The sequence below is a fragment of the Bradyrhizobium sp. McL0615 genome (assembly GCF_049993905.1).
Lineage (GTDB): Bacteria > Pseudomonadota > Alphaproteobacteria > Rhizobiales > Xanthobacteraceae > Bradyrhizobium.
Map to the genome: position 1 here is coordinate 4,553,151 of NZ_CP188254.1, position 22,985 is coordinate 4,576,135.

24 protein-coding genes and 1 pseudogene are annotated in these 22,985 nt (G+C 63.1%); 9 read left to right on the forward strand and 16 right to left on the reverse strand.

Translation table 11 applies throughout. The annotated features are described in order from the left end of the window. Window positions 1-44 precede the first annotated feature (44 nt). The 4 genes and pseudogenes from ACPPVP_RS21535 to ACPPVP_RS21550 all read right to left on the reverse strand — a co-directional run bounded on the left by ACPPVP_RS21535 (window position 45) and on the right by ACPPVP_RS21550 (window position 2,768). Complete coding sequence (locus ACPPVP_RS21535) at window positions 45-761, reverse strand: dihydrofolate reductase family protein (RefSeq protein WP_426524171.1); 717 nt, start codon at window positions 759-761, stop codon at window positions 45-47. Between the two features lie 124 nt (window positions 762-885). Beyond that, the gene (locus ACPPVP_RS21540) at window positions 886-1,224 is read right to left on the reverse strand and encodes an HNH endonuclease (RefSeq protein ID WP_426524173.1); all 339 of its coding nucleotides are present in this window, start codon (window positions 1,222-1,224) and stop codon (window positions 886-888) included. A 270-nt stretch (window positions 1,225-1,494) separates the two neighbouring features. Beyond that, window positions 1,495-1,668, reverse strand: a pseudogene (locus ACPPVP_RS21545) (beta-hydroxydecanoyl-ACP dehydratase); the annotation flags it as partial. A 149-nt stretch (window positions 1,669-1,817) separates the two neighbouring features. After that, window positions 1,818-2,768, reverse strand: coding sequence for a LysR family transcriptional regulator (locus ACPPVP_RS21550; protein WP_426524175.1), 951 nt, complete (start codon window positions 2,766-2,768; stop codon window positions 1,818-1,820). A gap of 108 nt (window positions 2,769-2,876) precedes the next feature. Between ACPPVP_RS21550 and ACPPVP_RS21555 the strand changes: the two genes are divergently transcribed. Both ACPPVP_RS21555 and ACPPVP_RS21560 read left to right on the forward strand, forming a co-directional pair. Then, window positions 2,877-3,860, forward strand: a complete 984-nt coding sequence (locus ACPPVP_RS21555; protein WP_426524176.1) for a Bug family tripartite tricarboxylate transporter substrate binding protein — start codon at window positions 2,877-2,879, stop codon at window positions 3,858-3,860. A gap of 16 nt (window positions 3,861-3,876) precedes the next feature. After that, window positions 3,877-4,608 carry a hypothetical protein gene (locus tag ACPPVP_RS21560; RefSeq protein WP_426524178.1) on the forward strand — a complete coding sequence of 244 codons (732 nt, stop codon included), beginning with the start codon at window positions 3,877-3,879 and terminating at the stop codon, window positions 4,606-4,608. 328 nt (window positions 4,609-4,936) lie between these two features. Here the strand turns inward: ACPPVP_RS21560 and ACPPVP_RS21565 are convergent, their stop codons facing one another. Together ACPPVP_RS21565 and ACPPVP_RS21570 are read right to left on the reverse strand one after the other, a co-directional pair. Further along, complete coding sequence (locus ACPPVP_RS21565; RefSeq protein WP_426524180.1) at window positions 4,937-7,171, reverse strand: CHASE3 domain-containing protein; 2,235 nt, start codon at window positions 7,169-7,171, stop codon at window positions 4,937-4,939. Between the two features lie 18 nt (window positions 7,172-7,189). Continuing rightward, complete coding sequence (locus ACPPVP_RS21570; RefSeq protein ID WP_426524182.1) at window positions 7,190-7,594, reverse strand: response regulator; 405 nt, start codon at window positions 7,592-7,594, stop codon at window positions 7,190-7,192. A gap of 180 nt (window positions 7,595-7,774) precedes the next feature. On the opposite strand from ACPPVP_RS21570, the gene ACPPVP_RS21575 reads away from it, so the two are divergent. Continuing rightward, window positions 7,775-8,665: a DMT family transporter gene (locus ACPPVP_RS21575; protein ID WP_426524184.1), complete on the forward strand. Its 891-nt coding sequence runs from the start codon at window positions 7,775-7,777 to the stop codon at window positions 8,663-8,665. 62 nt (window positions 8,666-8,727) lie between these two features. Here ACPPVP_RS21575 and ACPPVP_RS21580 read toward each other — a convergent pair whose 3' ends face one another. Further along, complete coding sequence (locus ACPPVP_RS21580; RefSeq protein WP_426524186.1) at window positions 8,728-9,357, reverse strand: BA14K family protein; 630 nt, start codon at window positions 9,355-9,357, stop codon at window positions 8,728-8,730. A gap of 267 nt (window positions 9,358-9,624) precedes the next feature. Here ACPPVP_RS21580 and ACPPVP_RS21585 point away from each other — a divergent pair, with 267 nt between their 5' ends. The 3 genes from ACPPVP_RS21585 to ACPPVP_RS21595 all read left to right on the forward strand — a co-directional run bounded on the left by ACPPVP_RS21585 (window position 9,625) and on the right by ACPPVP_RS21595 (window position 11,318). Further along, window positions 9,625-10,035 carry an NADH:ubiquinone oxidoreductase subunit NDUFA12 gene (locus ACPPVP_RS21585; protein WP_426524188.1) on the forward strand — a complete coding sequence of 137 codons (411 nt, stop codon included), beginning with the start codon at window positions 9,625-9,627 and terminating at the stop codon, window positions 10,033-10,035. 53 nt (window positions 10,036-10,088) lie between these two features. After that, window positions 10,089-10,553, forward strand: a complete 465-nt coding sequence (locus tag ACPPVP_RS21590) for a MarR family winged helix-turn-helix transcriptional regulator (RefSeq protein ID WP_426524190.1) — start codon at window positions 10,089-10,091, stop codon at window positions 10,551-10,553. A 69-nt stretch (window positions 10,554-10,622) separates the two neighbouring features. Beyond that, window positions 10,623-11,318, forward strand: a complete 696-nt coding sequence (locus ACPPVP_RS21595) for a hypothetical protein (RefSeq protein WP_426524192.1) — start codon at window positions 10,623-10,625, stop codon at window positions 11,316-11,318. A gap of 338 nt (window positions 11,319-11,656) precedes the next feature. Here the strand turns inward: ACPPVP_RS21595 and ACPPVP_RS21600 are convergent, their stop codons facing one another. Together ACPPVP_RS21600 and ACPPVP_RS21605 are read right to left on the reverse strand one after the other, a co-directional pair. Continuing rightward, window positions 11,657-12,262 (reverse strand): glutathione S-transferase family protein, encoded by a 606-nt coding sequence (locus ACPPVP_RS21600; protein ID WP_426524194.1) that lies wholly within the window; start codon window positions 12,260-12,262, stop codon window positions 11,657-11,659. 54 nt (window positions 12,263-12,316) lie between these two features. Next, window positions 12,317-13,027 carry a DJ-1/PfpI family protein gene (locus ACPPVP_RS21605; protein ID WP_426524196.1) on the reverse strand — a complete coding sequence of 237 codons (711 nt, stop codon included), beginning with the start codon at window positions 13,025-13,027 and terminating at the stop codon, window positions 12,317-12,319. A 128-nt stretch (window positions 13,028-13,155) separates the two neighbouring features. Between ACPPVP_RS21605 and ACPPVP_RS21610 the strand changes: the two genes are divergently transcribed. Then, window positions 13,156-14,094 carry a GlxA family transcriptional regulator gene (locus tag ACPPVP_RS21610; protein ID WP_426524198.1) on the forward strand — a complete coding sequence of 313 codons (939 nt, stop codon included), beginning with the start codon at window positions 13,156-13,158 and terminating at the stop codon, window positions 14,092-14,094. Window positions 14,095-14,111: 17 nt separating this feature from the next. Here ACPPVP_RS21610 and ACPPVP_RS21615 read toward each other — a convergent pair whose 3' ends face one another. The 6 genes from ACPPVP_RS21615 to ACPPVP_RS21640 form a co-directional block, all read right to left on the reverse strand. Next, complete coding sequence (locus tag ACPPVP_RS21615) at window positions 14,112-14,624, reverse strand: hypothetical protein (protein WP_426524200.1); 513 nt, start codon at window positions 14,622-14,624, stop codon at window positions 14,112-14,114. 181 nt (window positions 14,625-14,805) lie between these two features. Next, window positions 14,806-15,702 carry a hypothetical protein gene (locus ACPPVP_RS21620; protein ID WP_426524202.1) on the reverse strand — a complete coding sequence of 299 codons (897 nt, stop codon included), beginning with the start codon at window positions 15,700-15,702 and terminating at the stop codon, window positions 14,806-14,808. 183 nt (window positions 15,703-15,885) lie between these two features. Further along, entirely contained in the window at window positions 15,886-16,170 is a 285-nt protein-coding gene (locus ACPPVP_RS21625; RefSeq protein ID WP_426524204.1) for a hypothetical protein, read from the reverse strand. 181 nt (window positions 16,171-16,351) lie between these two features. After that, the gene (locus ACPPVP_RS21630; protein WP_426537987.1) at window positions 16,352-17,569 is read right to left on the reverse strand and encodes a citrate transporter; all 1,218 of its coding nucleotides are present in this window, start codon (window positions 17,567-17,569) and stop codon (window positions 16,352-16,354) included. A 46-nt stretch (window positions 17,570-17,615) separates the two neighbouring features. After that, a complete protein-coding gene (locus ACPPVP_RS21635; protein ID WP_426524206.1) occupies window positions 17,616-18,563 on the reverse strand; it encodes an alpha/beta hydrolase in 948 nt (315 codons plus the stop codon). A 32-nt stretch (window positions 18,564-18,595) separates the two neighbouring features. After that, window positions 18,596-19,375, reverse strand: a complete 780-nt coding sequence (locus ACPPVP_RS21640; RefSeq protein ID WP_426524208.1) for an SDR family NAD(P)-dependent oxidoreductase — start codon at window positions 19,373-19,375, stop codon at window positions 18,596-18,598. Window positions 19,376-19,667: 292 nt separating this feature from the next. On the opposite strand from ACPPVP_RS21640, the gene ACPPVP_RS21645 reads away from it, so the two are divergent. After that, window positions 19,668-20,678 carry a DUF2155 domain-containing protein gene (locus ACPPVP_RS21645; protein ID WP_426524210.1) on the forward strand — a complete coding sequence of 337 codons (1,011 nt, stop codon included), beginning with the start codon at window positions 19,668-19,670 and terminating at the stop codon, window positions 20,676-20,678. Window positions 20,679-20,768: 90 nt separating this feature from the next. On the opposite strand, the gene aat is transcribed toward ACPPVP_RS21645, so the two are convergent. Then, window positions 20,769-21,443, reverse strand: coding sequence for a leucyl/phenylalanyl-tRNA--protein transferase (gene aat, locus ACPPVP_RS21650; RefSeq protein ID WP_426524212.1), 675 nt, complete (start codon window positions 21,441-21,443; stop codon window positions 20,769-20,771). A 97-nt stretch (window positions 21,444-21,540) separates the two neighbouring features. Here aat and ACPPVP_RS21655 point away from each other — a divergent pair, with 97 nt between their 5' ends. Further along, window positions 21,541-22,983: a DASS family sodium-coupled anion symporter gene (locus tag ACPPVP_RS21655; RefSeq protein ID WP_426524214.1), complete on the forward strand. Its 1,443-nt coding sequence runs from the start codon at window positions 21,541-21,543 to the stop codon at window positions 22,981-22,983. Window positions 22,984-22,985 lie beyond the last annotated feature (2 nt).

Consider the following 22,985-nt stretch of genomic DNA (forward strand, 5'->3'; position numbering starts at 1 on the left):
CGAGCTCGCAACCGCAGCTCGCGAATGACGCGCCATAAAAGTAGTCAGCCTGGCGCACGTTCCACGGCGTGCCTCAACCACACCATGCCGCCTTCGAGCGTCTCGCAGTGCGTGAGGCGCAGCGATTGCCCGGCGCCGGGGCGGTCCCCCTCGGGCCCGTCATAATCCACGATGCTTTGCGTACCGGCCACGCCATCGACGGCCGGATGGATCAAGGTGCTGAACTCATCAATAAGCTTGTGCTTCAGAAAGGCGCCGTTGATCTTGCCGCCGCCTTCGAGAAGAAGCGTTTTGACACCCAACAGCGAGGCGATCTCTTCCATCGCGCGGGGCAGATCATCGCCCGTGGATCCGGCGAAGACATAAGACACGCCGTCCTCACGCAATTCCGCGAGGTACGCATCGGATACTTTCTCGCCCAGAACGGCGACGACATGGTCGCCGCCGATATTGTCCTTGCCGTAATGAACGCGGCCCGATGGATCGATGCCGATCGCAAGCTTGCGCCCAATACGCCCGGCAATATAGGCATCGCGCGCGACTGTGGGTGCTTCTTTGATCGGCCGTTCCGCTCCCTTCGCCATCTCGCTCATGGTCCTGCGGCCGATGATCCATCCATCGGCGCCGAACTGATCATGGATGCGTTCATAATGTCCACGCAGCACATCTCGAGAGATGCCGTTCGCAGGTGAAGTGAAGCGACTCGGATGCAGGCGACCGTCGATCGACGTGCCCATATGGCAGATGATGTAGGGGCGCATGGGTCTTTTCCTCACCTACTGACGGCTTCTCAAATCGATCAGCGCGATGACTAATGGCGACGACTGACGGCGGCAGAGATGATAGCGATCAGCGCCAACGCGGTTCTCGGGTTCGCATGATGCCCTAGACGTAAACCTGCTTCACCAATTCGGGCAGGATCTCTTTGAGCCGCCGGTGACTGATGAGCGGGGTGGCGGCGATCTCGGCGAGCCGCCGTTCAATATGGGGCCATTGGTTTGTTTCGCGTGGGTCGGTGTCGTTCTTGGCGAGATTGCAGGGGTAGCAGGACAGCACGCGATTGCCCCGGATATTCTGCCCTCCCTTCGAGAGCGGGATGAAATGGTCGATGCCGGCCCTGACTTTGCCGTCCCATTTTATTCTGGGGAGCCCAATGTTGCAGTAGGCGCATCGTCCGCCCCAATCGACGTAGCAGCGCTTGTAGTTCAAATTGGGCGCGGTCATTGGCTCTTCCGAGAATCCCTATATCCAAGGTTTTCCTCCTCCATACACTGACTCGACACTCAAAACGACGATGCACGTGCGGAGAAGCTCGCGCCTTGCGCCGGCTCAGCCCGTCAGCGCGCGGCGATCATGTTTGGCGAGCTGGGACTTCCGATACGGCTTGGTCAGCAGCAGCACGCCGGGGTCGAGGCGGCCCTGATGCACGATGGCGTTGTCGGTATAGCCCGATGTGTAGAGCACCTTGATGCCGGGCCGGAGCTTCAACACCTTCTCCGCCAGTTCGCTGCCGGACATGCTGATCTCGATGATGCGGTCCATCATCAGCATGAGCGGTGCTGGCAGCTGAGCATTGCCCGGGCCGAAATAGCCGCCTTCGCTCGATTTGAGCAGATCTTCCCTGTTGTAGGACGATTGCGGCGCGTGAAAGTCGCGAGGGTAGGACATGGCCGTGTCACCTTTGATGATGTTTGGCGGGTGGCTGTCGAACGTCAAGCGGCCTTGTCACGGCCGTTTTGTCGACGTCGGAGCTGGAGGGCCTCGCACGGTGGTCTGCGATTCTCGCTAGGCTATTCAGCGAGTTGGTACGCGCCGGGTTATTTTTCCTTCGCCAGTGGCTTCGTGATCGCACGCACCCTGTCGATGAAAAGCTGCGTAGCTCGACTGAGAGACCGGTTCTTTAGTGTAATGATTGCAACTTTGAGACGCGTATTGGGAAAATCTACCGGCAGGACCCTGAGCGATGGGTGCCTGCGCGGCAGCAAGATCCAATAGCGAGGAACCATTGTAAGGTAGCGGCCGGTCGCAAGCATCTCGCCGCGCAAATTGCTCGAAGTCGTCGCAACCGTGATTCGTGGAGCGGCAACGCCGGCAGCGTGAAGGGCATCCACGGCGAACGACCCAAAATTGTTCTCGCGCGGCTGCAACGTCCATGGTTCGTCCAACAATTCGGAAAACTCGATCCTGCGACGGCGAGCCAGCGGATTGTTCAGTCCCGTGACGACGACCAACGGATCTTCAAAAAGCACTTCAACCGAATGTTCCTCGGAGGGAGGGCTGTACATTCGGCTCACCACAAAATCGATGTGTCGCGCGTCCAATTCGCGGGACATCGTTTGCAAGTCCCCGACGATGATGTGAAAAGACATCCGCGGATATTGTACCGAGAATTGATGGACGACGGGCGTATAGATAGCGGATATGGTATGCTCGCTCCCTCCCATGCGAATCTCGCCCATCGTCGGATCGGTAAGAGACGCGATGTCCTGAACGCCCTGTCGCAATTCGTCGAACATGGCGACACCCCTCTTGACCAGCGCGTGGCCGTACGGTGTCGGCTCCACACCCTGCCGGCTCCGGTCGAGCAGGCGCACGCCGAGAGTACTTTCCAGATAAGCGATCGCCTTGGAAACGGCCGGTTGCGACATGTTGAGCGCGCTTGCCGCCTTCCCCATGCTGCCGGTTTGAATAACGGCCAGCAGGATATCCACGTCTCGCAATTTGAGGCGGCGACGGACGCGATTGTTCCACTGCTCTGCGACTGTCATTCGAAGTCGTTATGGTATCATTCGATAACAATATTATCTGGTTTTGGTCGTTGAGGCTAGGTTGGCATTGGTTGTTTCGCATGAGTAAGGCCCAACGGAGGGCACGCCATGAAGCAGCTTCCACGTCGCCAATTTCTGTATCTTGCAGCGAGTGTTGCCGCACTTGCGGCGGTCCCTCGCATCGCGAGGGCGCAAACCTACCCGACGCGGCCAGTTACGCTGGTGGTGCCGGTTGCTGCGGGCGGCGGGGTCGACACCATGGCCCGTATTTTGTCCGAGAAGCTGCAGGAGAAACTGAAGCACACTGTCGTGGTTGAAAACCGACCGGGTGCTGGCTCGATGGTCGGCGCCAACTACGTCGCCAAGGCCAATCCCGATGGACACACGCTGCTGCTGATGGAACCCGCCGCGGTTCTGGCAAAGTGGATGAATAAGACCGTACCTTACGACGTGACCAACGACTTTGCTCCAGTTGCGCTGGTCGGCACTCAACCGCTCGTGCTGTTCGCGCATCCATCGCTTCCCGTGAACGACGTCAGGGAATTGATCGCCTATAGCAGCGCCAATCCCGGTAAGCTCTCGGTTGGGACGGCCGGCATCGGATCGCCTCATCATCTTGCGGCGATATGGTTGAATTCGGCGGCGAAGATCGAGATCGTGCACGTGCCCTATCGCGGCGCTGCGCCAGCGCTCAATGATCTGCTGGGTGGACAGATCCCACTTATCTGGGCGTTGCCAGCGGCCGTCATGCCATTCGTTGAGCAGGGCAAGGTGAAAGCACTGGCAATCTCGACAAAGCGGCGGCTCTCGATGCTGCCAAAAGTGCCAACCGTCGCCGAAAGCGCCGTGCCGGAGTTCGACATCGACTTTTTTTACGGAATCGCTGCACCGGCGAAGGTACCGCCGGCCGTCATCGTGCGCGTCGGAGAAGCCATTCGCGAGATAACCGAACTGGAGGAGGTGCGGTCACGCATGTCCACGCTTGGAATGTCGGTCGATTTTCGCGGTAGCGAGCAATTTCGTGAGCTGATCGCCGGAGAATACCAGAAATACGGCGCAGTGGTTCGCGATTCCGGCATTACGCTGGAATGACTCGTCCGAGTGAGCAATGACGCAGACCGATCCCGACGAATTCGCCAAATCCGCGGCAATGGATTTTGCCCGCCAACTCGTCCGGCATTGGCAAGAAGAGCTTGGGACCGATCTGCTGGGTGCTTATCTCATGGGCAGCCTGGCCCATGCCGGATTCAGCCGGCGCTACAGCGATATCGACATCGCCCTCGTCACGATGGCGGGACTATCCCCGCAGGCGCTCGATCGGTTGCGAACCGAGGCCGTAGCATTGTCTGTCGATTGGGGGCCCAAGGTTTCGGTGTTCTGGACTGACCGGCAATTCTCGCTCGGCAGGTTTCCACCGCTGGATCGCCTGGATTATCTCGATCACGCGGTTGCGCTGGTGGAGCGCGAATGCGTGCGACCTGCCCGACCCACGCTCGAAGAAATTCACCATTACCTGCGTGGTGCACCGTTTGCGAGTTGGGCAGAGCGCGCGCGGAGCTTCGCTGCGGCTGAAACGCTCGAGCCGAAGGATCACAAAGCGTATCTGCGGACGCTCCTCTATCCCGGACGCTTTTGCTACAGCTGGACGACCGGCCTCATGGGCTCGAACAATGACGCTGTGGCGTTTCTGAAGGAAAGTCACGCTGCGGGGTTCGATGTCAGTTCGCTCGAATGCGCGCTTCAGTGCCGCCAAAGTGCCGCTGACCCTGATACACTATTCCCCGCACGAAAAGTGCTGCCGTCACAGATCGATGCGTGCGTCGCACTGTTCTCCGCTTGAAGAATGTGCACCACGGCCACGGCCGCGTACAGAGCGGCGGCTTTTCTGCACCACATTGAGGTCGCCAAGAAGTTGATTGAGGCTGGAAGTACGTTCCCTCAGCGCCAGGCGCTCTCTTCAAGTGCAAAAATCGGCGGCATTTGGCGTCGATAGCGTGTTCCGAACTGGCGCCCCGACACCATTCGAAAGCGGCCTATGCCTTGAGAGAGTTTGTTCGCGGGCAAACACGATGTACAGGCGAAAATGGTGACAAACGGCGGCCCGCCGCCCGCCGACGAAGATGCACGCCCGCGCCGCGAGGGGGAGTGCCAACACCACTTCCGCCGCTTCACCCCGTCAGCGCGCGGCGGATCATGTTGGCCAGCTGGGACTTCCGATACGGCTTGGTCAGCAGCAGCACGCCGGGATCGAGGCGGCCCTGGTGGACGATCGCATTGTCGGTATAGCCCGATGTGTAGAGCACCTTGATGCCGGGCCGGAGCTTCGACACCTTATCCGCCAGTTCGCGGCCGGACATGCTGCCGGGCATGATGACGTCGGTGAACAGGAGATCGAACTTCTCGCCGCCTTCGATCAGGTTCAGCGCCGCCGGTCCGTTGGCGGCGCCCACGGTGCGGTAGCCGAGGCTCTGCAATTGCGTGGTGACGAAATTGCGCACCAACGCGTCGTCTTCCACCACCATGATGGTTTCGTTGCCATGCGGCAGCGCCACCGCCGCGGTTGGCGCAGCCTCGATCTGGCCGCGGGCGGGCGGCAGATAGAGCTTGATCGTGGTGCCGTGGCCGACCTCGCTGTAGATCCGGATGTGCCCGCCGGACTGCTTGACGAAGCCGTACACCATGCTCAGCCCGAGGCCCGAGCCCTTGCCGACCTCCTTGGTGGTGAAGAACGGCTCGAACACCTTGTCCAGCACGTCCTGCGACATGCCGGCGCCGGTGTCGCTGACCGCGAGCATCACATAGGGGCCGGGCTTCACGCCGGGATTTCCTTGCGCATAGGCTTCGTCGAGCACGACGTTGCGCGTCTCCAGCAGCAGCTTGCCGCCGTTCGGCATCGCGTCGCGGGCGTTGATCGCCATGTTGAGCAGCGAGTTGGCGAGCTGCGAGGCGTCGATATGGGCGCTCGCCACTTCCTGCTCGAGGATCGAGTTGACCTCGATCTGCTCGCCGAGCGTCGGCCGCAGCAGTTTTGCGATGTCGAGCACGGTGGCATTGACGTCGACATTGCGCGGCTGCAGCGGCTGGCGACGGGCGAAGGCGAGCAGATGCTGGATCAGTTCGCTGCAGCGTTCCGCCGCCTGGTCGATCAGTTCGGCCGTCTTCTGCAGCTCCGGCTGATGCGCGAGGCTCGCGACCAGCGTTTCGGTGGTGCCGGTGATAACTGTCAGCATGTTGTTGAAGTCGTGCGCGACGCCACCGGTGAGCTTGCCGATGGCGTCGAGTTTTTGCGATTGCAGCAGCTTGTGCTCGGTTTCGCGCGAGGCGGTGGCGTCGTGATAGACCAGCGCCGCGCCGCTGATGGCGCCCGCAGCATCGCGCAACGGCCGGCCGCTGATCATGAGATGAACCGGCGGATTGCCGCTGACGGGGCGGACCACGATTTCGGTGACGTCGAACGCTTCGCCGCGCAACGCGCGCGACGCAGGCATGTCCTGGACCAGCACCGGCGTGACGCCGTCGGCATGAAAGACCGTACTGAGTGACCGCAGCAGCTCGACCGTCATGCCCGGCCGGTAGCGCAGCATCTTCTCGGCGGCCGGGTTAGAGAGCAAAATCTCTCCCTTGGTGTCGATGACGAGCACGGCCTCCGCCATGCTGTGAAAGGTGCTGCGCAGCACGGCGGCCGAAAGCCTCAGTTCGTCATGGGCTGCGACCAGATGCTCGGTGCGCTCGGCGACCGCGGCTTCCAGCGCCTCGTTGGTGGCCTGGGTAGCGCTCAGCGAATCCTGCAGTTGCCGGCGCGAGCGGCGGGTCGACACCGTCAGAACGGTGGCGAGGATTAGAATCAGCGCGACGCCGGCAAGATCGATCGCCAGCAGGAACGTCCCGTTGGTTTCGGATTCGGCGCGTCTGGCGAAAAGCAGCCGGCGCTCTTCCGCGACCGCCTTTTCCAGGTTTCCGGCGATCGCGGCGGTCGCCGCGCGATCCTCCTGGCCGACGAGCGCCGCGACCGCGGCGTCATCTCCCGCGATCCGGAACCTGATCAACTCGCCGTTGAGTGCAATCTGGCGTTCCACCAGCGCATTGGCCTCTTCGATCAGCTGCCTTTCGGTGGGATTGTCCTTGACGGCCTCCATCAGCGCGGCGAGCGCCGGCAGGATCGTGTCGCTGGCGTCGCGGTATTCCCTGGCGAATTGCTGATCGCCGGTGAGCGCGAAGGCCCGCGCCGTGCTTTCCGCCCGGCGCAGCAGCGGGCGCATATCTGAGATCTTGCTGAGGATTCCAAGCGCACGGTCGACGGAGGCGGTGTCGGACCGCGACATCAGGTCCAAACCGATCGAGGCAGCGCCGATAACGAGGAGGATAGCGAGGCCAATTCCAAGGATGATACGCTGCGAGGGCATTGCCAGTTGCTTACTTCACTATTTCGAGTGGCGCGCGGAAGCTTTCGGTGTGGTGATGCACTGATTGACCGAGGTCAACAGCGCGTCCGGCGTGAAGGGCTTGCGCAGGCAGCATGCCGCGCCGAGTTCGATGGTCATCCGCAGGAAATCCGGCGCGCGTTCGGCGTTGGCGAAGGCGTAGCCCGACATGGCGACGATCGGTATGCCTGGTTTGCGCTCATGGAACATCCGAATCGATTCGAAGCCGCGCATGTGCGGCATGAAAACGTCGATCAGCATGACGTCGAAATCGGCGGCTTCGAGGGCGCGCATTCCCGCTTCACCACCGTCGGCAACGGTGACCTCGAAACCCTTGCGCGTCAGACAGACCTCGATGGCAACGCATACCATCGGGTCGTCATCGACCACGAGAACGCGCGGCACGATGATTCCTTCTTCCTCGGGCGGCAGCCAGGTGACTCGCACATCCCATGTGACGATTAAGTCGAAACGCCGACAGGTCGTCTGTATGATAGAGTGCACATAAAAGTTGTTGAGAGCAATTCCGTTTCGCTGTGTCAGAACGAGAACAAATGCACTTCCGGTTCCGGATCTAATCCCGCCATGCCCTCGATCAATCGCGCGGGGCGGCTGTCGCCGCTCGGGCTCATCCTGCTTGCCGTGACATCGGTCGGGTGGGGCCTCAACTTCCCGATCATGAAACATTTGCTGACGGAATGGCCGCCATTGTCCTCGCGCGGCCTGTGCGGCATCGTCGGTGCTGCGGCGTTGGCGCTGTTCGCGCTCGGGCGGCGACAAAAACTGAGCGTGCCGCGGCCGATGTGGTTGTGGCTGTTGCTGGTCTCGATGCTGACGATCGGCGGCTGGGTCGCGTTCATGGGGCTGGCGTTGCTGTGGCTCAATGCCAGCGAAGCCGCGGTGCTCGGCATATCGATTCCGGTCTGGGTGGCGTTTCTGGCATGGCCGATCCTGGGGGAACGGCTGTCGCCGCTGCGCGCCGTCGCGCTGACGGTCGCGCTTGCCGGCATCGCCGTGCTGATCGGCGGCAACGGTATCGAGGCCAGTGTCGAGAAGTTGCCGGGCATCGCCTGCGCGCTGGCTGGCGCGGTCTGTGTCGGCCTCGGCACCGTGTTGACCAAGTATTTCCCGCTGGCGATGCCGCCGCTGTCGCTGGCTGCTTGGCAGATCGGGCTCGGCTGCGTGCCGATCGCGATCGTCGGGCTGGCGGTCGAGCAGCCGCATTTGGCCGCATTGTCATATGTCGGCTGGCTGTCGCTGCTCTATATGACGCTGATCCAGTTCTGCCTTTGCTATGTGTGCTGGTTTGCCGCCTTGGAGCGACTGCCGGCGGCGACGGCCTCGATTGGAACGTTGCTGGTCCCGGTCATCGGGGTGCTTGCGGCGGGGGCGATGCTGCATGAGCCGCTCGGCCTGCGCGAGATCGCGGCACTGGTGTTCACGCTCGGCGGTGTGGCGGTCGCGCTGCGCGCGTAATTTTGCAAAGAGAAAGGGCGGCGCAGCAAGAATGCGCCGCCCTTCGAATTCACGCTATCGCGTTATTGCGCCGGGCAGGGGTGCCGCAGCCCGTCATTGCCGAGATAGGTTCCCGATGCCGGATCGTAGGACCGATACCTCTGCGTGCAGTACGCCACTGCATCATCATCGCCAACCGGGGGGCCCGCGGCGACCGCGCTGTCGTCATAATAGCCGTACGAGTCGTCGGTGTAGTAGGGGCTGCCGTAATAGCCGTAGCCCGCGCCCGCACCGAGGCCGATGCCAGCGCCGACCGCAACGCCCGGCCAGAAGCCGCCGCCACGGTGACGATAACCCCCGCCGCGATAGCCACCACCGCCGCCAGCATAATAATTACCGCGACCCCCGCCGCCCACAACGGCGGATCCGCCGGCGCCGGGATTGCCGCGGAATCCCATCGTCGGGGCTTGCCGGAATCCGGAAGGTGCGCCACCCATTGAAGGTGCGCCGCCACCGGCTCTAAAACCACCGCCGCCTCCACCGCCGCCACCGGCCCTGAAGCCACCACCGCCGCCGCCGATAGCTGCGCCGCCACCGCCACCGGCCTTGGTACCGAGGCCACCTTGCGCCTGGGCGGCACCGATACCCGGCGCGATCATCGGCAACACCAGCGCGATCGCCGCCGCTGTACTCAAAACTTTCAGATTAATCATTGTTGGCTCCATTTGCGGGATATAGGTCCTAACCCGTTCAGCGGGCGGACGTTCCCGAGCCCGCGTATTGATTGCGGCAAGTCGAGCCTGTCAGGTCGGAACTGTACCCGGGATGAACGGGTTGCGCCGATTCGGCGATCATGCACGCGGGCTCCATCTGGCCGAGCAGTATCGGTCCGACGGGGCTGCAATATCAGCCTTTGTCTGGACAATCCGGCCTGCCGGTGGCATCAGAACGGCACGACATCTCGAACCGGCCGAGCCCTCATGAAGCTGTTTCTGCTGAAATTTTTCACCTGGTGGAGCGGCCAGACATTCGGCACGCAATTGTGGACGTGGCGATTCGGCGAGCTGGTCGGCCAGGACGAGCAGGGCAACCGCTATTATCGCACCAAGGGCCGCAAGATCGATCCGACGCTCGGCTTCGAGCGGCGTTGGGTGATCTACAACGGCTATGCCGAGGCAAGTCGGGTGCCGCCGTCATGGCATGGCTGGCTGCATCACACCGTCGATGTCGCGCCGACCGAAGAGAACTACACGCCGCGGGAATGGGAAAAGCCGCATGTTCCCAACATGACCGGCACGCCCGCGGCATATCGCCCCTCCGGCTCGACGCTGGCCAGCGGCCGCCGCCCCAAGGCAACCGGCGACTACCAGGCCTGGACGCCCGGAAGCTGACTTCACGTTTATTTTAGCGGATGAGCTGTCGGGGCCTTCTTGCCGGCTTCGATATGTGTATCTACACCTATATCATGAAACAACTCAGCGAGACGGATTCCACTGACTACATGGCTGCCGCCGGCTGCTTCTGCCTGGCGTCGCGGCAGGCCGCCCGAAAGATCACGCGCCTCTATGATTCGTACATGCAGGAAGCCGGAATTCGGGTTACCCAGTTCACCATCCTGTCGCAGTTGATGTTGCGGGGTGAACTGCCGATCGGCAAGCTGGCCGGTATTCTCGGCATGGAGCGCACCACGCTGACGCGAAACCTGACGCCGCTCGAGGAGCAAAAGTGGATTTCGATCAAGGCGGGCGACGATCCGCGCGCCCGCATGATCGGCATCACCGGGCAGGGACGAAATGTGGTGCGCCGCAGCTTTCCCTATTGGTCGAAGGCGCAAGCCCATATCGGCAAACTGCTTGGCGCTGACGGGCAGGCCGCGCTGAAGCTTTTGGGATCCCGGAATTTGGAGTGAGACAGGACGGGACTTCGTGCGGCTTTCGTTCATCTCAATACGTGTAATTACACATAGAGGAGAGGCGTCATGCTCGACTTCATCGGAATCATGGTTCTCGTTGCCGCGATCATTTTCAGCATTAATGCGCTCACCGGCGCGATGCCGATCAGCCCATCGCAACGTCTCGCGCTTTCGGTCGGCGCCGGCCTGTGGACGGGGCTGGCTGCCGCGCTCGCCGGCGCGAACCTGTTCGTCGGCTCAAATCCGGTGGGGCCGCCCACGATCGGCGCGATGATCGTGCTTCCGCTCGTCGGCGCTGCCGTTGCGGCCTCGATCTCTCCGTCGGCGCGCGCTGCGCTGCTCGGAATGCCGATGCCTTTCCTGATAGGCCTCAATGTCTGGCGCGTGGCGGGAGGATTCTTCCTTCTCCTTGCGGCTGAAGGCCGGCTTGCCGGACCATTTCCAACCTCGGCGGGCTGGGGCGATATCATAACCGGCGCGTTGGCCTTGCCCGTGGCCTGGCTCGCACTGCGCGGGCAAGGCAGAGCGCTGGTCTGGACCTGGAATGCATTCGGCATGCTCGATCTCGTGGCCGCGCTTGCCTTCGGAATTATCTCCGCCAACGGCTCGCCGCTGCAGATCATTCACGCCGGGCAAGGTTCGGAAGCGGTGCAGATGCTGCCCTGGTCGCTGATTCCGACCGTGTTGGTGCCGATATATCTGATCGTGCATGGCGTCATTTTCGCGCAACTGGCCCGCGCCAGCAGGAAGCGCGACAGCTGAGAAATTTCTCGGATCTCGTTCTATCCTTACCCCCTGTGAATAACGGGATCAGCGGGGACGGCGGTCAGCGCTTGCTTGTGCTCAACCCGATTTCGCGGCTCAATAGGGACATCTTACGGAGATGGGAAACCATCGCGTCGGTGTCGGGCTCCAGTTCGCGACTGCCCCGACGAGCAGCGGCACCCGATCAGAATACGGCTGGGAGATAGGCCCCCGGTGCAGAGGTTCTGAAATCGCCCGTCAATGTGGTGCTGTCGTGAGACAGGAAAGGTCGTCTGGGAAACCAGGCGGCCTTTTTCTTGTGTGACGCCCTGCGCAGGCGCTCAGCGATTTAGGCATCAGGGTTGGGTCGATCGAAAAGCCGGCTCGTTGGCGAGCTTCTTCGTCAAGGCGCTCAGGCGAGGCATCGCCTTGTCCGTATCTATCCCCAGTCCGCGCGCGAGCCGTTCGGCTACAAATGCCGTCACGTCTGCCTGCGTCAGGCGACCGAGCAGCAAATAGGGCCTCTCCGATACGATCATCGCATCGACTGCGATCAGCGCGTTCGTGACCTGCGCCATGCAGTCGTCGATCCAGGGCTGGTGCAGCTTCTCCGGTGGGTGGTGGTTGCGCTCATAGGCGGCCTGAAGGCCTTTGTCGCATGCGCCCATCATGATCGCCGCCACCTTCAAGACGGCCCGCCGGTCCGGTCCAGCCGCTGGTGTCAGCGCGCGGTCGCGACCGAATGCCTCATCGAGATGGTCGATGATGGCACCGCTATCGACCAGGACTTCGCCATCGTCGAGTATCAGTGCCGGAATACGACCCAGCGGATTGGAGGCGCGCACCTCGGCTCGATCGTTGAAGCCGGAAAGCGGCAGCTGCTCGTATGGCATTCCATAAACCGCGAGCGTGATGGCCACGCGGCGCGTGAATGGCGAGCGATTTACGCCAACGAGCATCATTTCAACGACAGTCCTTCAAGCGTCCCAAGCCGACCGGCGGAGGCCCGTGCCCAGTCAGGCCTCCATCATCCGCGCAGCGGCGCGGTTGATCATCTCGCCGCGGCGGATTTGCGCCGGTGCAATCCTGTCCTTCATGAAGGCGAGGACTTCCGGCGGCGCGGTGTCGGGCGAGCCGGAATTGAACGGCGGCGCGGGATTGTATTCGAGGCGGAGCTGGATCGCCTCCGCCGTCTTCTGGTCGTGCAGCAGCGACACCAGCGTCAGCGCGAAATCGATGCCTGCGGTGACGCCGCCGCCGGTGACGCGGTTGCGGTCGACGCAGACCCGCGTCTTGGTCGGGATCGCGCCGAACGCGCTCAGAAAATCCATCGCCGTCCAGTGCGTTGCTGCGCGGTAGCCCTTGAGCAGGCCGGCGGCGCCGAGCACCAGCGAACCCGTGCAGACCGAGGTGACGTACTTCGCGCCGGGCGCCTGCTTGCGCAGGAAGGCCAGCATCTCCTCGTCATTGATCATGTCGTCGGTGCCAAACCCGCCGGGCACGCAGATGACGTCGAGCTGCGGGCAGTCCGCAAAGCTCGTGGTCGGCGTCAGCATCAGCACGGAATCGCTCGTGACCGGCTCGATCCGCTTCCAGATCAAATGCACCTTGGCGCTGGGCAGGCTGGAGAACACCTGCAACGGACCGGTGAAATCGAGCTGGGTGACTTTGGGGAACAGCACGAGACCGATTTGCAGCGGCGTTGGCGTGGGAGACGGCGCGGACATCGTGACCTCCGAAAAATTTGGCTCGACGCAAAATTGGCTTGACGGGAGGCATCCTGACATGGTCGCTTCATGTCCGAAATGGTATTTTTCCCTCATTTCAGGACATCGGCCAACAAGCGAGCTGCAATATGATCGGCATTCTCGTGTTTCCGGATTTCCAGTTGCTCGACGCCGCCGGCCCGATTTCGGTGTTCGAGATCGGGGCGCGCTTCGCCGAAAACGCCCCTGCGATCAGGGTTGTGGCGGTGACGCCGGGACCGGTGCGCTCATCCTCGGGCGTCGAGATGCTCGCGCGCGGGCTAAAGCCATCGGGCGCGATCACCACCCTGATCGTGGCGGGAGGCGAAGGCGTTCGGCAGGCGGCGACTTGCGAGCAAACGCTCAATTTCGTGCGCACCATTGCCAAGCGTGGTGTCCGCATCGCGAGCGTCTGCTCCGGCGCCTATATCCTCGCCGAGGCCGGCCTGCTCGACGGCCGCCGCGCCACCACGCATTGGCAGCGCACGCGGCATTTTGTGAAGGCCTATCCGCAGGTGAGGCTGGAGCCCGATCGCATCTTCGTGCGCGATGGCGACGTCTGGACCTCGGCCGGGATATCGGCCGGCATCGACCTGTCGCTGGCGATGATCGCGGAAGATTACGGCGACGAGATCGCGCAGAAGACCGCCAAGCAACTGGTGCTCTATCACCGCCGCAGCGGCGGCCAGTCGCAGTTCTCCTCGCTCTTGGAATTGAAGGCGCCGAATGGCCGGTTCGGGCCGCTGCTGGCCTGGGCGCGCGAGCATCTCGATGCGCCGCTCACCGTCGAGGATCTCGCCGAGCAGGCCGGCATGAGCTCGCGGCATTTCACCCGCGCCTTCATGGCGGAGACCGGCACCACGCCGTCAAAGGCGGTGGAACGGCTGCGCATCGAGGTGGCGCGGCAGCGCGTGCAGTCCTCCAGCGAGGCGATCGAGCGCGTTGCGCAGACCACCGGTTTCCGCGATCCGGAGCGGATGCGCCGCGCCTTCATCCGCGCCTTCGGCCAGCCGCCGCAATCGCTGCGCCGCGCGGCGAGGGCGGGGTAGGCGCACTGGAAAGGCCGTCACCTGCGGAAATCGACCCGGCCCAGCGAAAAGTAGCCGTCTATTCGCTGATCGCTCACCACCAGGCCGACCCAGGGGACTGATATCTCCGGGTTGTTCAGGTTGATGTACTTGCCTACCAGCCGGCGCCGACCTTCGCGCCTGGCGTCGATCAGTCCCCTGCGCTTGCCGGAGTCCCAATCGAATAACAGGTACACGCGGTCTCCGACGATTCTCGCTTCGCCCCGGCCCTGTTTCCATTTATCGGGGGTGTCGCCCGGAATGGTGGGATCCGCTGCACCGTTCCAGCGGCTCGACCACTCGCCTTCGAGCGTGCCGTGCGGGTCGCTTGCATCTCCAGCGCTCCACGGTTTTGCATTCTCGTCGGTGGCGGATTCTTCCGGCATCGTGTTGCGGGCAAACTGCGTCACGTCATCGTCGTTGGGATTTGGAACGTCCATGACGCCGAATGGATTTCGGGTCGCCGGATCGTTGTCGGATACGACGCTTCGCGTTGCGATTTCGGATGTCATTGGTGTCTCCAACTGCAATGGCCTGCTTCGCTCCGAACGGCATGGCCGGATTCGTGAGCGTTGCGATCGCAGAATGGATGCGTGGCGGCCACTCGATTTCCGGGAGAACCCTGCTGGCTATCTCGAACCTCTCCGGCGCCCGATGATCAGGCGTCGTCCGAAAGGCTTACGTAACGTCGGCTCAGGCAACGTCGGCTTGCGCGCTCGGCGTTTCCTCTCCGAGCAACGCATCGAGATCGACGAGCTGCGGATCGTCAGCCGCGGGTTCGCCGAGCCCTGCGCTGCCATGAAGATGCATCAGGGTCTGCACGCGCCGGGCGTTGAGATGATCCACATGCTGATGCTGCAGCGCTACCGGCAGCAGCGCCTTGGGCAGCCCGATCAGTGCAAAGGCCGGAACCCTGCGCACCTCGTCGCCCTCGCGCCAGAGCAGGGGATGGAGGGTGTAGATCAATTGCCGATTGACCTCTGCCGATGGCAGTTGCTCCGATTCGGATAGCGTGAGGCTGGCGAGGTTGGCGTTGCCCGCGCGTGTGCGTACCGCTGCGGATCGCAGCTCCCAGCATATCAAGTCTGCGGCTGCGAGAACCTCGCGGCGCACGGCATCCACGTTGCTCGAGAACCTGGTCGCTTCCGGTATCGACATGACGGCTTTGGTGACGGCTTCGACCAGCGCTGTGGCGCCGCCGTCAAATCCCGGCGCAGCCTGCTCGATCGCCGCAGCCATCGCCTCGATCTGGTCGGCCATCGTGTCGCGGTCGCGCTGTGCCTTGGCATCAGCCAGCGCGCGTTCTGCTGAAGCGACCTGCTCGTCGAATTCCAGCAGTTCGGCACGCATTGTCTTGGTGCGATCATCGACAGCGCGCATGGCGGCTTCGGCGCGATCGAGCCGGGCATTGGCGGCTCCGGCCACCGCCAGCCGTTCGGCGGCGGTGCGTTTCTCTCCGAGTTCCGCTTCAGCGACGCTCAACCGCTCGGCCAGCTTCTGCCGCGCCGCCAACTTTTCCTTCAGCGCGTTCTCGAAGCGCTCGATCGGGCCGAGCTCGCGCTTAAAAAGTTCGCGCTTAAAAAATGCCATGGCAATACCCCCGCGCGTCACGATCGTCGGCCGAATCAGCGGGCCGATTCGCTAGATGCAAAAACTAGCCTGAAACTTGGATGACATTGCGGCTTAAGTCTGTTGGGCGAAACCAGCCGGTGGATGATGGCCGGCGAGGGGCCGGCCATCACCCTCGGTGTGCGGATTGAAGCGCGCCTTCGCTCAGTTATGCTTCTTCAGGAAGATACGCGCGCTCTGGATATTTTGTGCGGCGTGGATGCGGGCGCGTTCGAGCGGTGTGACGACACCGTTCGCCTTCAGGTTCTGCACCCGCCCCTGGCCCTTCAGCAGCTTCTGGGTTTCGGGGAAGCTCAGGTCGCCATCCTGGACACCCTTGAAGATGCGGTGCTGCTGGGCGTTCTGGCGCGCGTCGATCAGGGGCGTGCCGGCGAAGCTGGTGGCCGACGTAACGGCCAGAACGAGCGAAGCAAGAATAAAAGTCCTCATCACAATTCTCCTTTCCGTTGCCGTCGCTGATGTGACGACCCTATGTCGGCACTTGGCCGGCGAACACGCACAGGATGCGTGATGCGCGGCCCGGAGGAATGTGCGCGCTGTCACGAAATTGCTTGAGATTACAAGCGTTTAACGGCCTAAAAGATGAATGGATTGTCAGAATTGAAAGCCGCTAAGGCGGCGCATCGGGACGCCATCCGAGCACCGCCAGCATCACAAAAAATCCGACCACATAGGCTGCAACCACCGGCCAGCCATGGCTGACCCAGCGGCCGACGGATTTGGCTTCCGGATACATGTTCGACAACGCGACGCCCGCCGACGAGCCGAACCAGATCATCGATCCGCCGAAGCCGACGGCATAGGCCAGATAGCCCCAGTCGTAGCCGCCCTGTTTCAGCGCGAGCGCCGTGAGGGGAATGTTGTCGAACACAGCGGAGACGAAACCCAGACCCAGCGCGGTCGGCCACGACGCGGCGGGCAGTTTCTCCACCGGCATCATCGAGGCGGCAGTCACCAGTGCGAGGAGGAATATCGTACCATTGAAGGTCTCGGGCATCACCTTCCAATCCGGTGCGCGCAGACCTGCCGTCAGCAGGATCACCGCCCACACCGCGACGCCGAGAACCGGGACGGCATCGAGCAGGGCAGGGAATTTCAGATTGGCGGTGACGTTCGCGGCCAGCGCGGCAATCAGAATGGTGGCGACGATGAAGACCCGCGCGGGGTCGATGTTCTGGCCCAGCGACGGATCCTTCTGGATCGGCGAGTAGCGCTGTTGCTGAATGGAGGCCGGCACCGCAAAGATCAGCATGGCAACGACGGCCGCGACATAGGCTTTCACCACGGCGAGCGGGCTGACGCCGGCGATCCACATCATGGTTGTTGTCGTGTCGCCGACGACGCTGCCGGATCCGCCGGCATTGGAGGCCGCGACGATCGCGGCAAGATAGCCGATGTGCACCTTGCCCTGGAACACGTGCCGCGCCACGGTGCCGCCGATCAGCGCGGCGGCGATATTGTCGAGGAAGCTCGAGAGCACGAACACCAGCACGAGCAGCACGACGCCACCCTTCCAGTCGTCCGGCAACAGCGCCGGCATCTTGTCCGGAACGCGGCTTTCCTCGAAATGCCGCGACAGCAGCGCAAACCCCATCAAGAGCAGGAACAGATTGGCGAGCGTGACCCACTCATGCGCCATATGATGGCCGAGGCCGACGAGGCCCGCACCGTGCTTGAATCCCGTGAACACCAGCTTGTAGACGATGATCGCGGCAAGGCCGCCAAGTGCGACCTGAAGCGTCTTGTGGTGGAACAGCGCGACCCCAAGCAGCGTCAGCGCGAACAGGATGAAGTCGACGGGTATTCCGAACACAAGAACAGGCTCGATCACCCTGACCTCGGCGACGCTTGATGGATGTGGCTTCTACTCTGCGTTATTTCAGCGCCTTCAACCAGCCGGCGATTTCACTGACGGCGACGTTGGCCTGCTGCAACAGCTTGCCCATGGTGAAGAAGCCGTGGAACTGGCCCGGGAAGTGGCGGTAGGTCGTGGGCACGCCGGCTTCTTTCAGGCGCGCGGCATATTCGGCGCCCTCATCGCGCAAGGGATCGGCGCCCGCCGTCAGCACATAGGAAGGCGGCAGCCCTGCGAGCGTTTTCGCGCGCGCGGGCGAGGCCTTCCAATGGTCGATGTCGGCTGCGCCGTTGAGATAATGATTGCAGAACCATTTGATCACGGAGTGCGTCAGCAAGACGCTGGTCTCGGGCTCGCTGTGCGAGGGATGCTTCATCGCAAAGTCGGTGGCGGGATAGATCAATACCTGGCCTGCGAGCTTTGGGCCGTCGCCGTCGCGCGCGGCGAGTGCCACGACGGCAGCGAGATTGCCGCCGGCGCTGTCGCCGCCGACCAGCAGGTGGCCGGCGTCGATGCCGAGTTGTTTGGCGTTGTCCGCAACCCATTTTGTAGCGGTGATGGCGTCATCGGCAGCGGCGGGGAATTTGTGTTCGGGCGCCAGCCGGTAATCGATGGAGATGACGATCAGCTCGCCCTCATGGGCGAGCTTCTGGCAGACCACTTCATGGGTATCGAGATCGCCGATCACCCAGCCGCCGCCGTGAAAGAACACCAGGCATGGTGCAAGGCCGTTGTTCTCGCGCAGCGTCTTCGGCGTGTAGATGCGCGCGGCAATCGCGCCGTGCGGCGCGGGGATCGACAGCGGTTTGTTCGATTCGAGCGCGGGCGGCTCGGGGTTCATGACGACGCGGGCATTCCGATAATACTCGCGCGCTTCCGGCGCGGTCAGCGTTTCATAGGCCGGGCGGCCGGCTTCCTGGAATACCTGGTAGATGGCGGCGGCATCGGGATCGAGCGTGACGGGCATGGTGGCAAAGACCTCGTGCGTTGATCGAAAGCTCAGGCGGCGGTGCGGCCGCCGTCGACGGTGTAGGCGGAGCCTGAGACGTAGCTCGCTTCGTCGGAGGCGAGGAACGCCACGATGGAGGCGACTTCCGACGCCTGTCCGAGCCGCCGCGCCGGAATCCGGTCGACGATCTTCTCGTTCGGCGGTGGCTCGTTGCCGGGATTGCGGCCCTGCAGGATCGTGCTCAGCATCCGGCTGTCGATCAGGCCGGGGCAGACGCAGTTGACCCGCACGCCGGTGCCGGTGCATTCCCAGGCGGCGCTCTTGGTCAGCCCGATCACGGCGTGCTTGCTGGCGCTGTAGACCGCGATCATCGGCGATCCCATCAGGCCGGCGATGGAAGCGGTATTGATGATGCTGCCCTTGTTTTGTTTGAGCATCACCGGCAGTACTTGCTTCATGCCGAGAAAGACGCCGACGACATTGACGTCGAGCACGCGCCGAAAACTCTCCAGCGAATATTCCGGAATCGCCTTGATGTCGCCCTCGATGCCGGCGTTGTTGTAGAACGCATCGATCGTGCCGAACCTGTCGACGGTAGCGCGGACATAGTCCGCGACCTCGTCCTCGCTTGTGACATCAGCTGTGACCGCGAGCGCTTCGGCAGAGGCGGGCAGGTCCTTGATCGCGGCCTTGAGGTCGTCTTCCCTGCGGTCGACGGCGACGATACGGGCGCCGCGTTCAGCCAACAGGTGGATGGTCGCGGTTCCAATGACGCCGGCCGCGCCAGTCACGACGGCGACCCGGCCATCGAGGCGAATTCGATCGGGCATGTGGGGTTTCCTCTCGCTCCTCCGGTTATCCCGGATTTTGGTGGTTTTCGCGCCAAGAGCGGGGCGCCCTCACGCGAACGGAAGCGACTATTTCATCTGAAACGGAGCGTGACTAGATCACGGCGCGGCCAGCCCAACCCGATTTCTGCCTTCCCAGGCCAGGATCGAGTGCGGCGGCAAGGGGGCAAGCCGCCCTTTCCGCGCCGTATTCGGCGTGTTAACCGGGTGAGACGCGAGCGGCGGATAAGTCTGTACTATGTCGCGAGCCCGATTCGCCTGTAAAAGCCGCGAGATGCTTCGAACCATTGCCCTGACCGGTCTTGCGGCCCTGATCGCCGCCACCATGACGTCGCTTGTGCCCCCGGCGCAGGCGCAGATCGGTAATATCTTTTCCGATCCGCCGCTGCGGCCGCCGGGCGCCATTCCCCGCGGCAATCAGCAGCAGCAACAAATCCCCGAGGACGACGAGGAAGTGCCGGAACTGCCGCGCGGTCGCCTGTTGCCGACCCCGAACCGTCCGCCGCCGGGGCAGGGCGCGCCGCTGCCGGGAAACTTCCAGTCGCAGCCTTTGCCACCGCCGCCTGGAACGACGGTCGCTCCCCAGGGTACCCAGCCGGGCGTCGCGGTCCAGCCGCCGCAGCCGGGACAGCCGGGCGTCGCCAACGCGCCCCCGGGTGCTCCGCTGCAGGGATTGCCGCCGGGGCAGCGTCAACCCAAGGGCGTGCCGCAATCGCCGGCGACGTTGCAGCCGGGCGACGAGGTCGTATCCGAGCCGCCGGCCACCAAGATCACCAACAAGAAGGCGAGCTTCTCCGGCCTCGACAAGATCACCGGCCGCATCATTAATTTCGACGAGGATATCGGCGAGACCGTGCAGTTCGGCGCGCTGCGCGTGAAGACCAGTGCCTGCTACACGCGGCCGTCGACGGAAGCCGCCAACACCGACGCCTTTGTCGAGGTCGACGAGATCACGCTGCAGGGCGAGGTGAAGCGGATCTTTTCGGGCTGGATGTACGCGGCGAGCCCCGGCCTGCATGGCGTCGAGCACCCGGTCTACGACATCTGGCTGACTGACTGCAAAGGCCCCGACCAGACCATCGTCAGCGCACAGCCAGATCCGCCGAAGACGGCCGCGCCGCCGCCGGCCGCAAAGCGTCCGCCGCAGCCGAAGCAGGCCGCGCCGCGCCCGCCGGGAGCGCCGCCGCAGCCGCAATTCCAGCAGCAGCCGCAACAGGCTCCGCCGCCACCGCCTCCGCCGCAGCAGCGGCCGGGTGGACTGTTTGGCGGATTGTTCGGGAATTAGGCGCGATCGAGAGCGTAGCCCGGATGAGCGAAGCGATATCCGGGGCTTTCCTCGCCGCGCGATTCCCGGATGTCGCTTCGCTCATCCGGGCTACGGGCTCCGTGCGATAATCGCGAGTGCTTCCTCGCCGCCGATGCTGGCTGGTAACCGCATAAACTCCGCAGGTTCGCCCATGATCGCCTTGTCGAGCAACATGCGATAGCGGCGCCTCGGGATTTCGACCGCGCCGAAGCTGCGTAGATGCTCGGTGACATATTGGGTGTCGAGCAGCTCGAAGCCGCCCGCGATCAACCGCGCCACCAGATGAACCAGCGCCACTTTCGACGCGTCGCGGGCGCGATGGAACATGCTCTCGCCGAAGAAGGCCCGCCCGAGGCTCACCCCATAAAGGCCGCCTGCGAGGTCGCCGTCCTGCCAGACCTCGACGCTGTGGCAGTGCCCGAGCTCGTAGAGCCCGACATAGAGATCCCTGATGCGCTTGTTGATCCAGGTGTCGTCGCGACCCGGCTGCGGCGCGGCGCAGCCGGCGATGACCGCCTTGAAGGCGGTATCGACGGTCACCCTGAAGGTATCCGAGCGCACGGTGCGGGCCAGCCGCGAGGCGATGCGAAAGTCCGGAAGCGGAATCACGCCGCGCATTTCCGGCTCGACCCAGAATAGCGTCGGGTCACCGGCGCTCTCGGCCATCGGGAAGATGCCGCAGGCATAGGCCCGCAGCAGCACTTCAGGGGTGATTTCGGAAACGGCTGACTCGCGCGATGTCATGCGCGACAGAATAGCAGGACGGCGCGGGCCTATGCTACGCTTCCGAAAAAACGGCGGCCCGAACAGCGGCGAGCGCCGGGAGCAGGAGAGGGGACGCGTGAAAATCACCTGGAAGACCGTAGCGCCGCTATTGATCTGGCTGGTGCTCTATCTCGTGCCGGTTCCGGCCGGCCTCAACGCCAATCAATGGCACTATTTTGCGATCTTTGCCGCCGTGATCGCCGGCCTCATCCTGGAATCGATGCCGGTGGGCGCCGTCGGCATCATCGGCCTGACATTCGCGGGGATCTCGGGATATGTCGAGCAGGATCCCAACAAGGCGCTGCGCTGGATGCTGGGCGGCTTTTCCGAAAGCACGGTGTGGCTGATCGTCGGCGCCTTCGTGTTCTCGATCGGCTACCGCAAGAGCGGGCTCGGCCGAAGGCTCGCGCTTTTGCTGGTCCGCAGCCTCGGCCGCCGCACCATCGGGCTCGGCTATGCGGTCGCCTTCTCCGATCTCGTGCTGGCGCCGGCGACGCCATCCAACACCGCGCGCAGCGGCGGCACCGTCTATCCGGTCGTCAGCAACATCCCTCGCATCTATGGTTCCGAACCGGGACCAACGGCCGGCAGGATCGGCACCTACGTGATGTGGACGGCGTTTGCGACCACCGCGGTGACGAGTTCGCTGTTCCTGACCGCGCTGGCGCCGAATGCGGCTGCGCTCTCCATCGCCAAGAAGATCTCAGGCGTCGAAGTCAGCTGGTCGCAATGGTTCGTAGGCTTCGCGCCGCTCGGCATCCTCCTGTTGATCCTGGTGCCGCTGCTGAGCTACGTGATCTGCCGGCCGGAGGTGAAGGAAAGCCCCGAAATCGTCGAATGGAGTTCGACCGAACTCAAGACGATGGGGCCGCTGTCGCGTAACGAATGGATCATGGCCGCCCTGGTGCTGCTGGCGATGTTCCTGTGGATCTGCGGTTCCAATCCCACGATCAGCCTGCCGCTATTGGGATCGAACTTCATAAACCCGACCATGGTGGTCTTTGTGGTGATCTCGCTGATGCTGCTGACCGGCGTGATCGAGTTCGAGGACATCGTGCGCGAAAAGAGCGCGTGGGAAGTGTTCTTCTATTTCACCTCGCTGCTGACGCTGTCATCGGGCCTCAACGAAATCGGCTTCATCAAATGGGTGACCGAGGGCTACGCCAAGGAACTGGCGGGCCTGGGGCCGACGGTGGGACTGATCCTGCTGGTCTCGTTCTTCTTCTGGGTCCACTATTTCTTTTCCAGCATCACCTCGCATGCGGCCGCGGTGTTGCCGGTGGTGCTTGCGGTCGGCCACAGCATTCCCGGATTGCCGATTCCGACGCTGACGCTGCTCTGCGTCTACTCGCTCGGCCTGATGGGCGTGATCTCGCCCTACGCGACCGGGCCGGCGCCGATGTATTACGGCAGTGGCTACATCGGGAAGGGCGATTTCTGGAAGTTCGGGCTGATCTTCGGCGTGATCTATTTTGCCGGCCTGCTGCTGATCGTGATGCCGTGGCTGGGGATGATCTGACC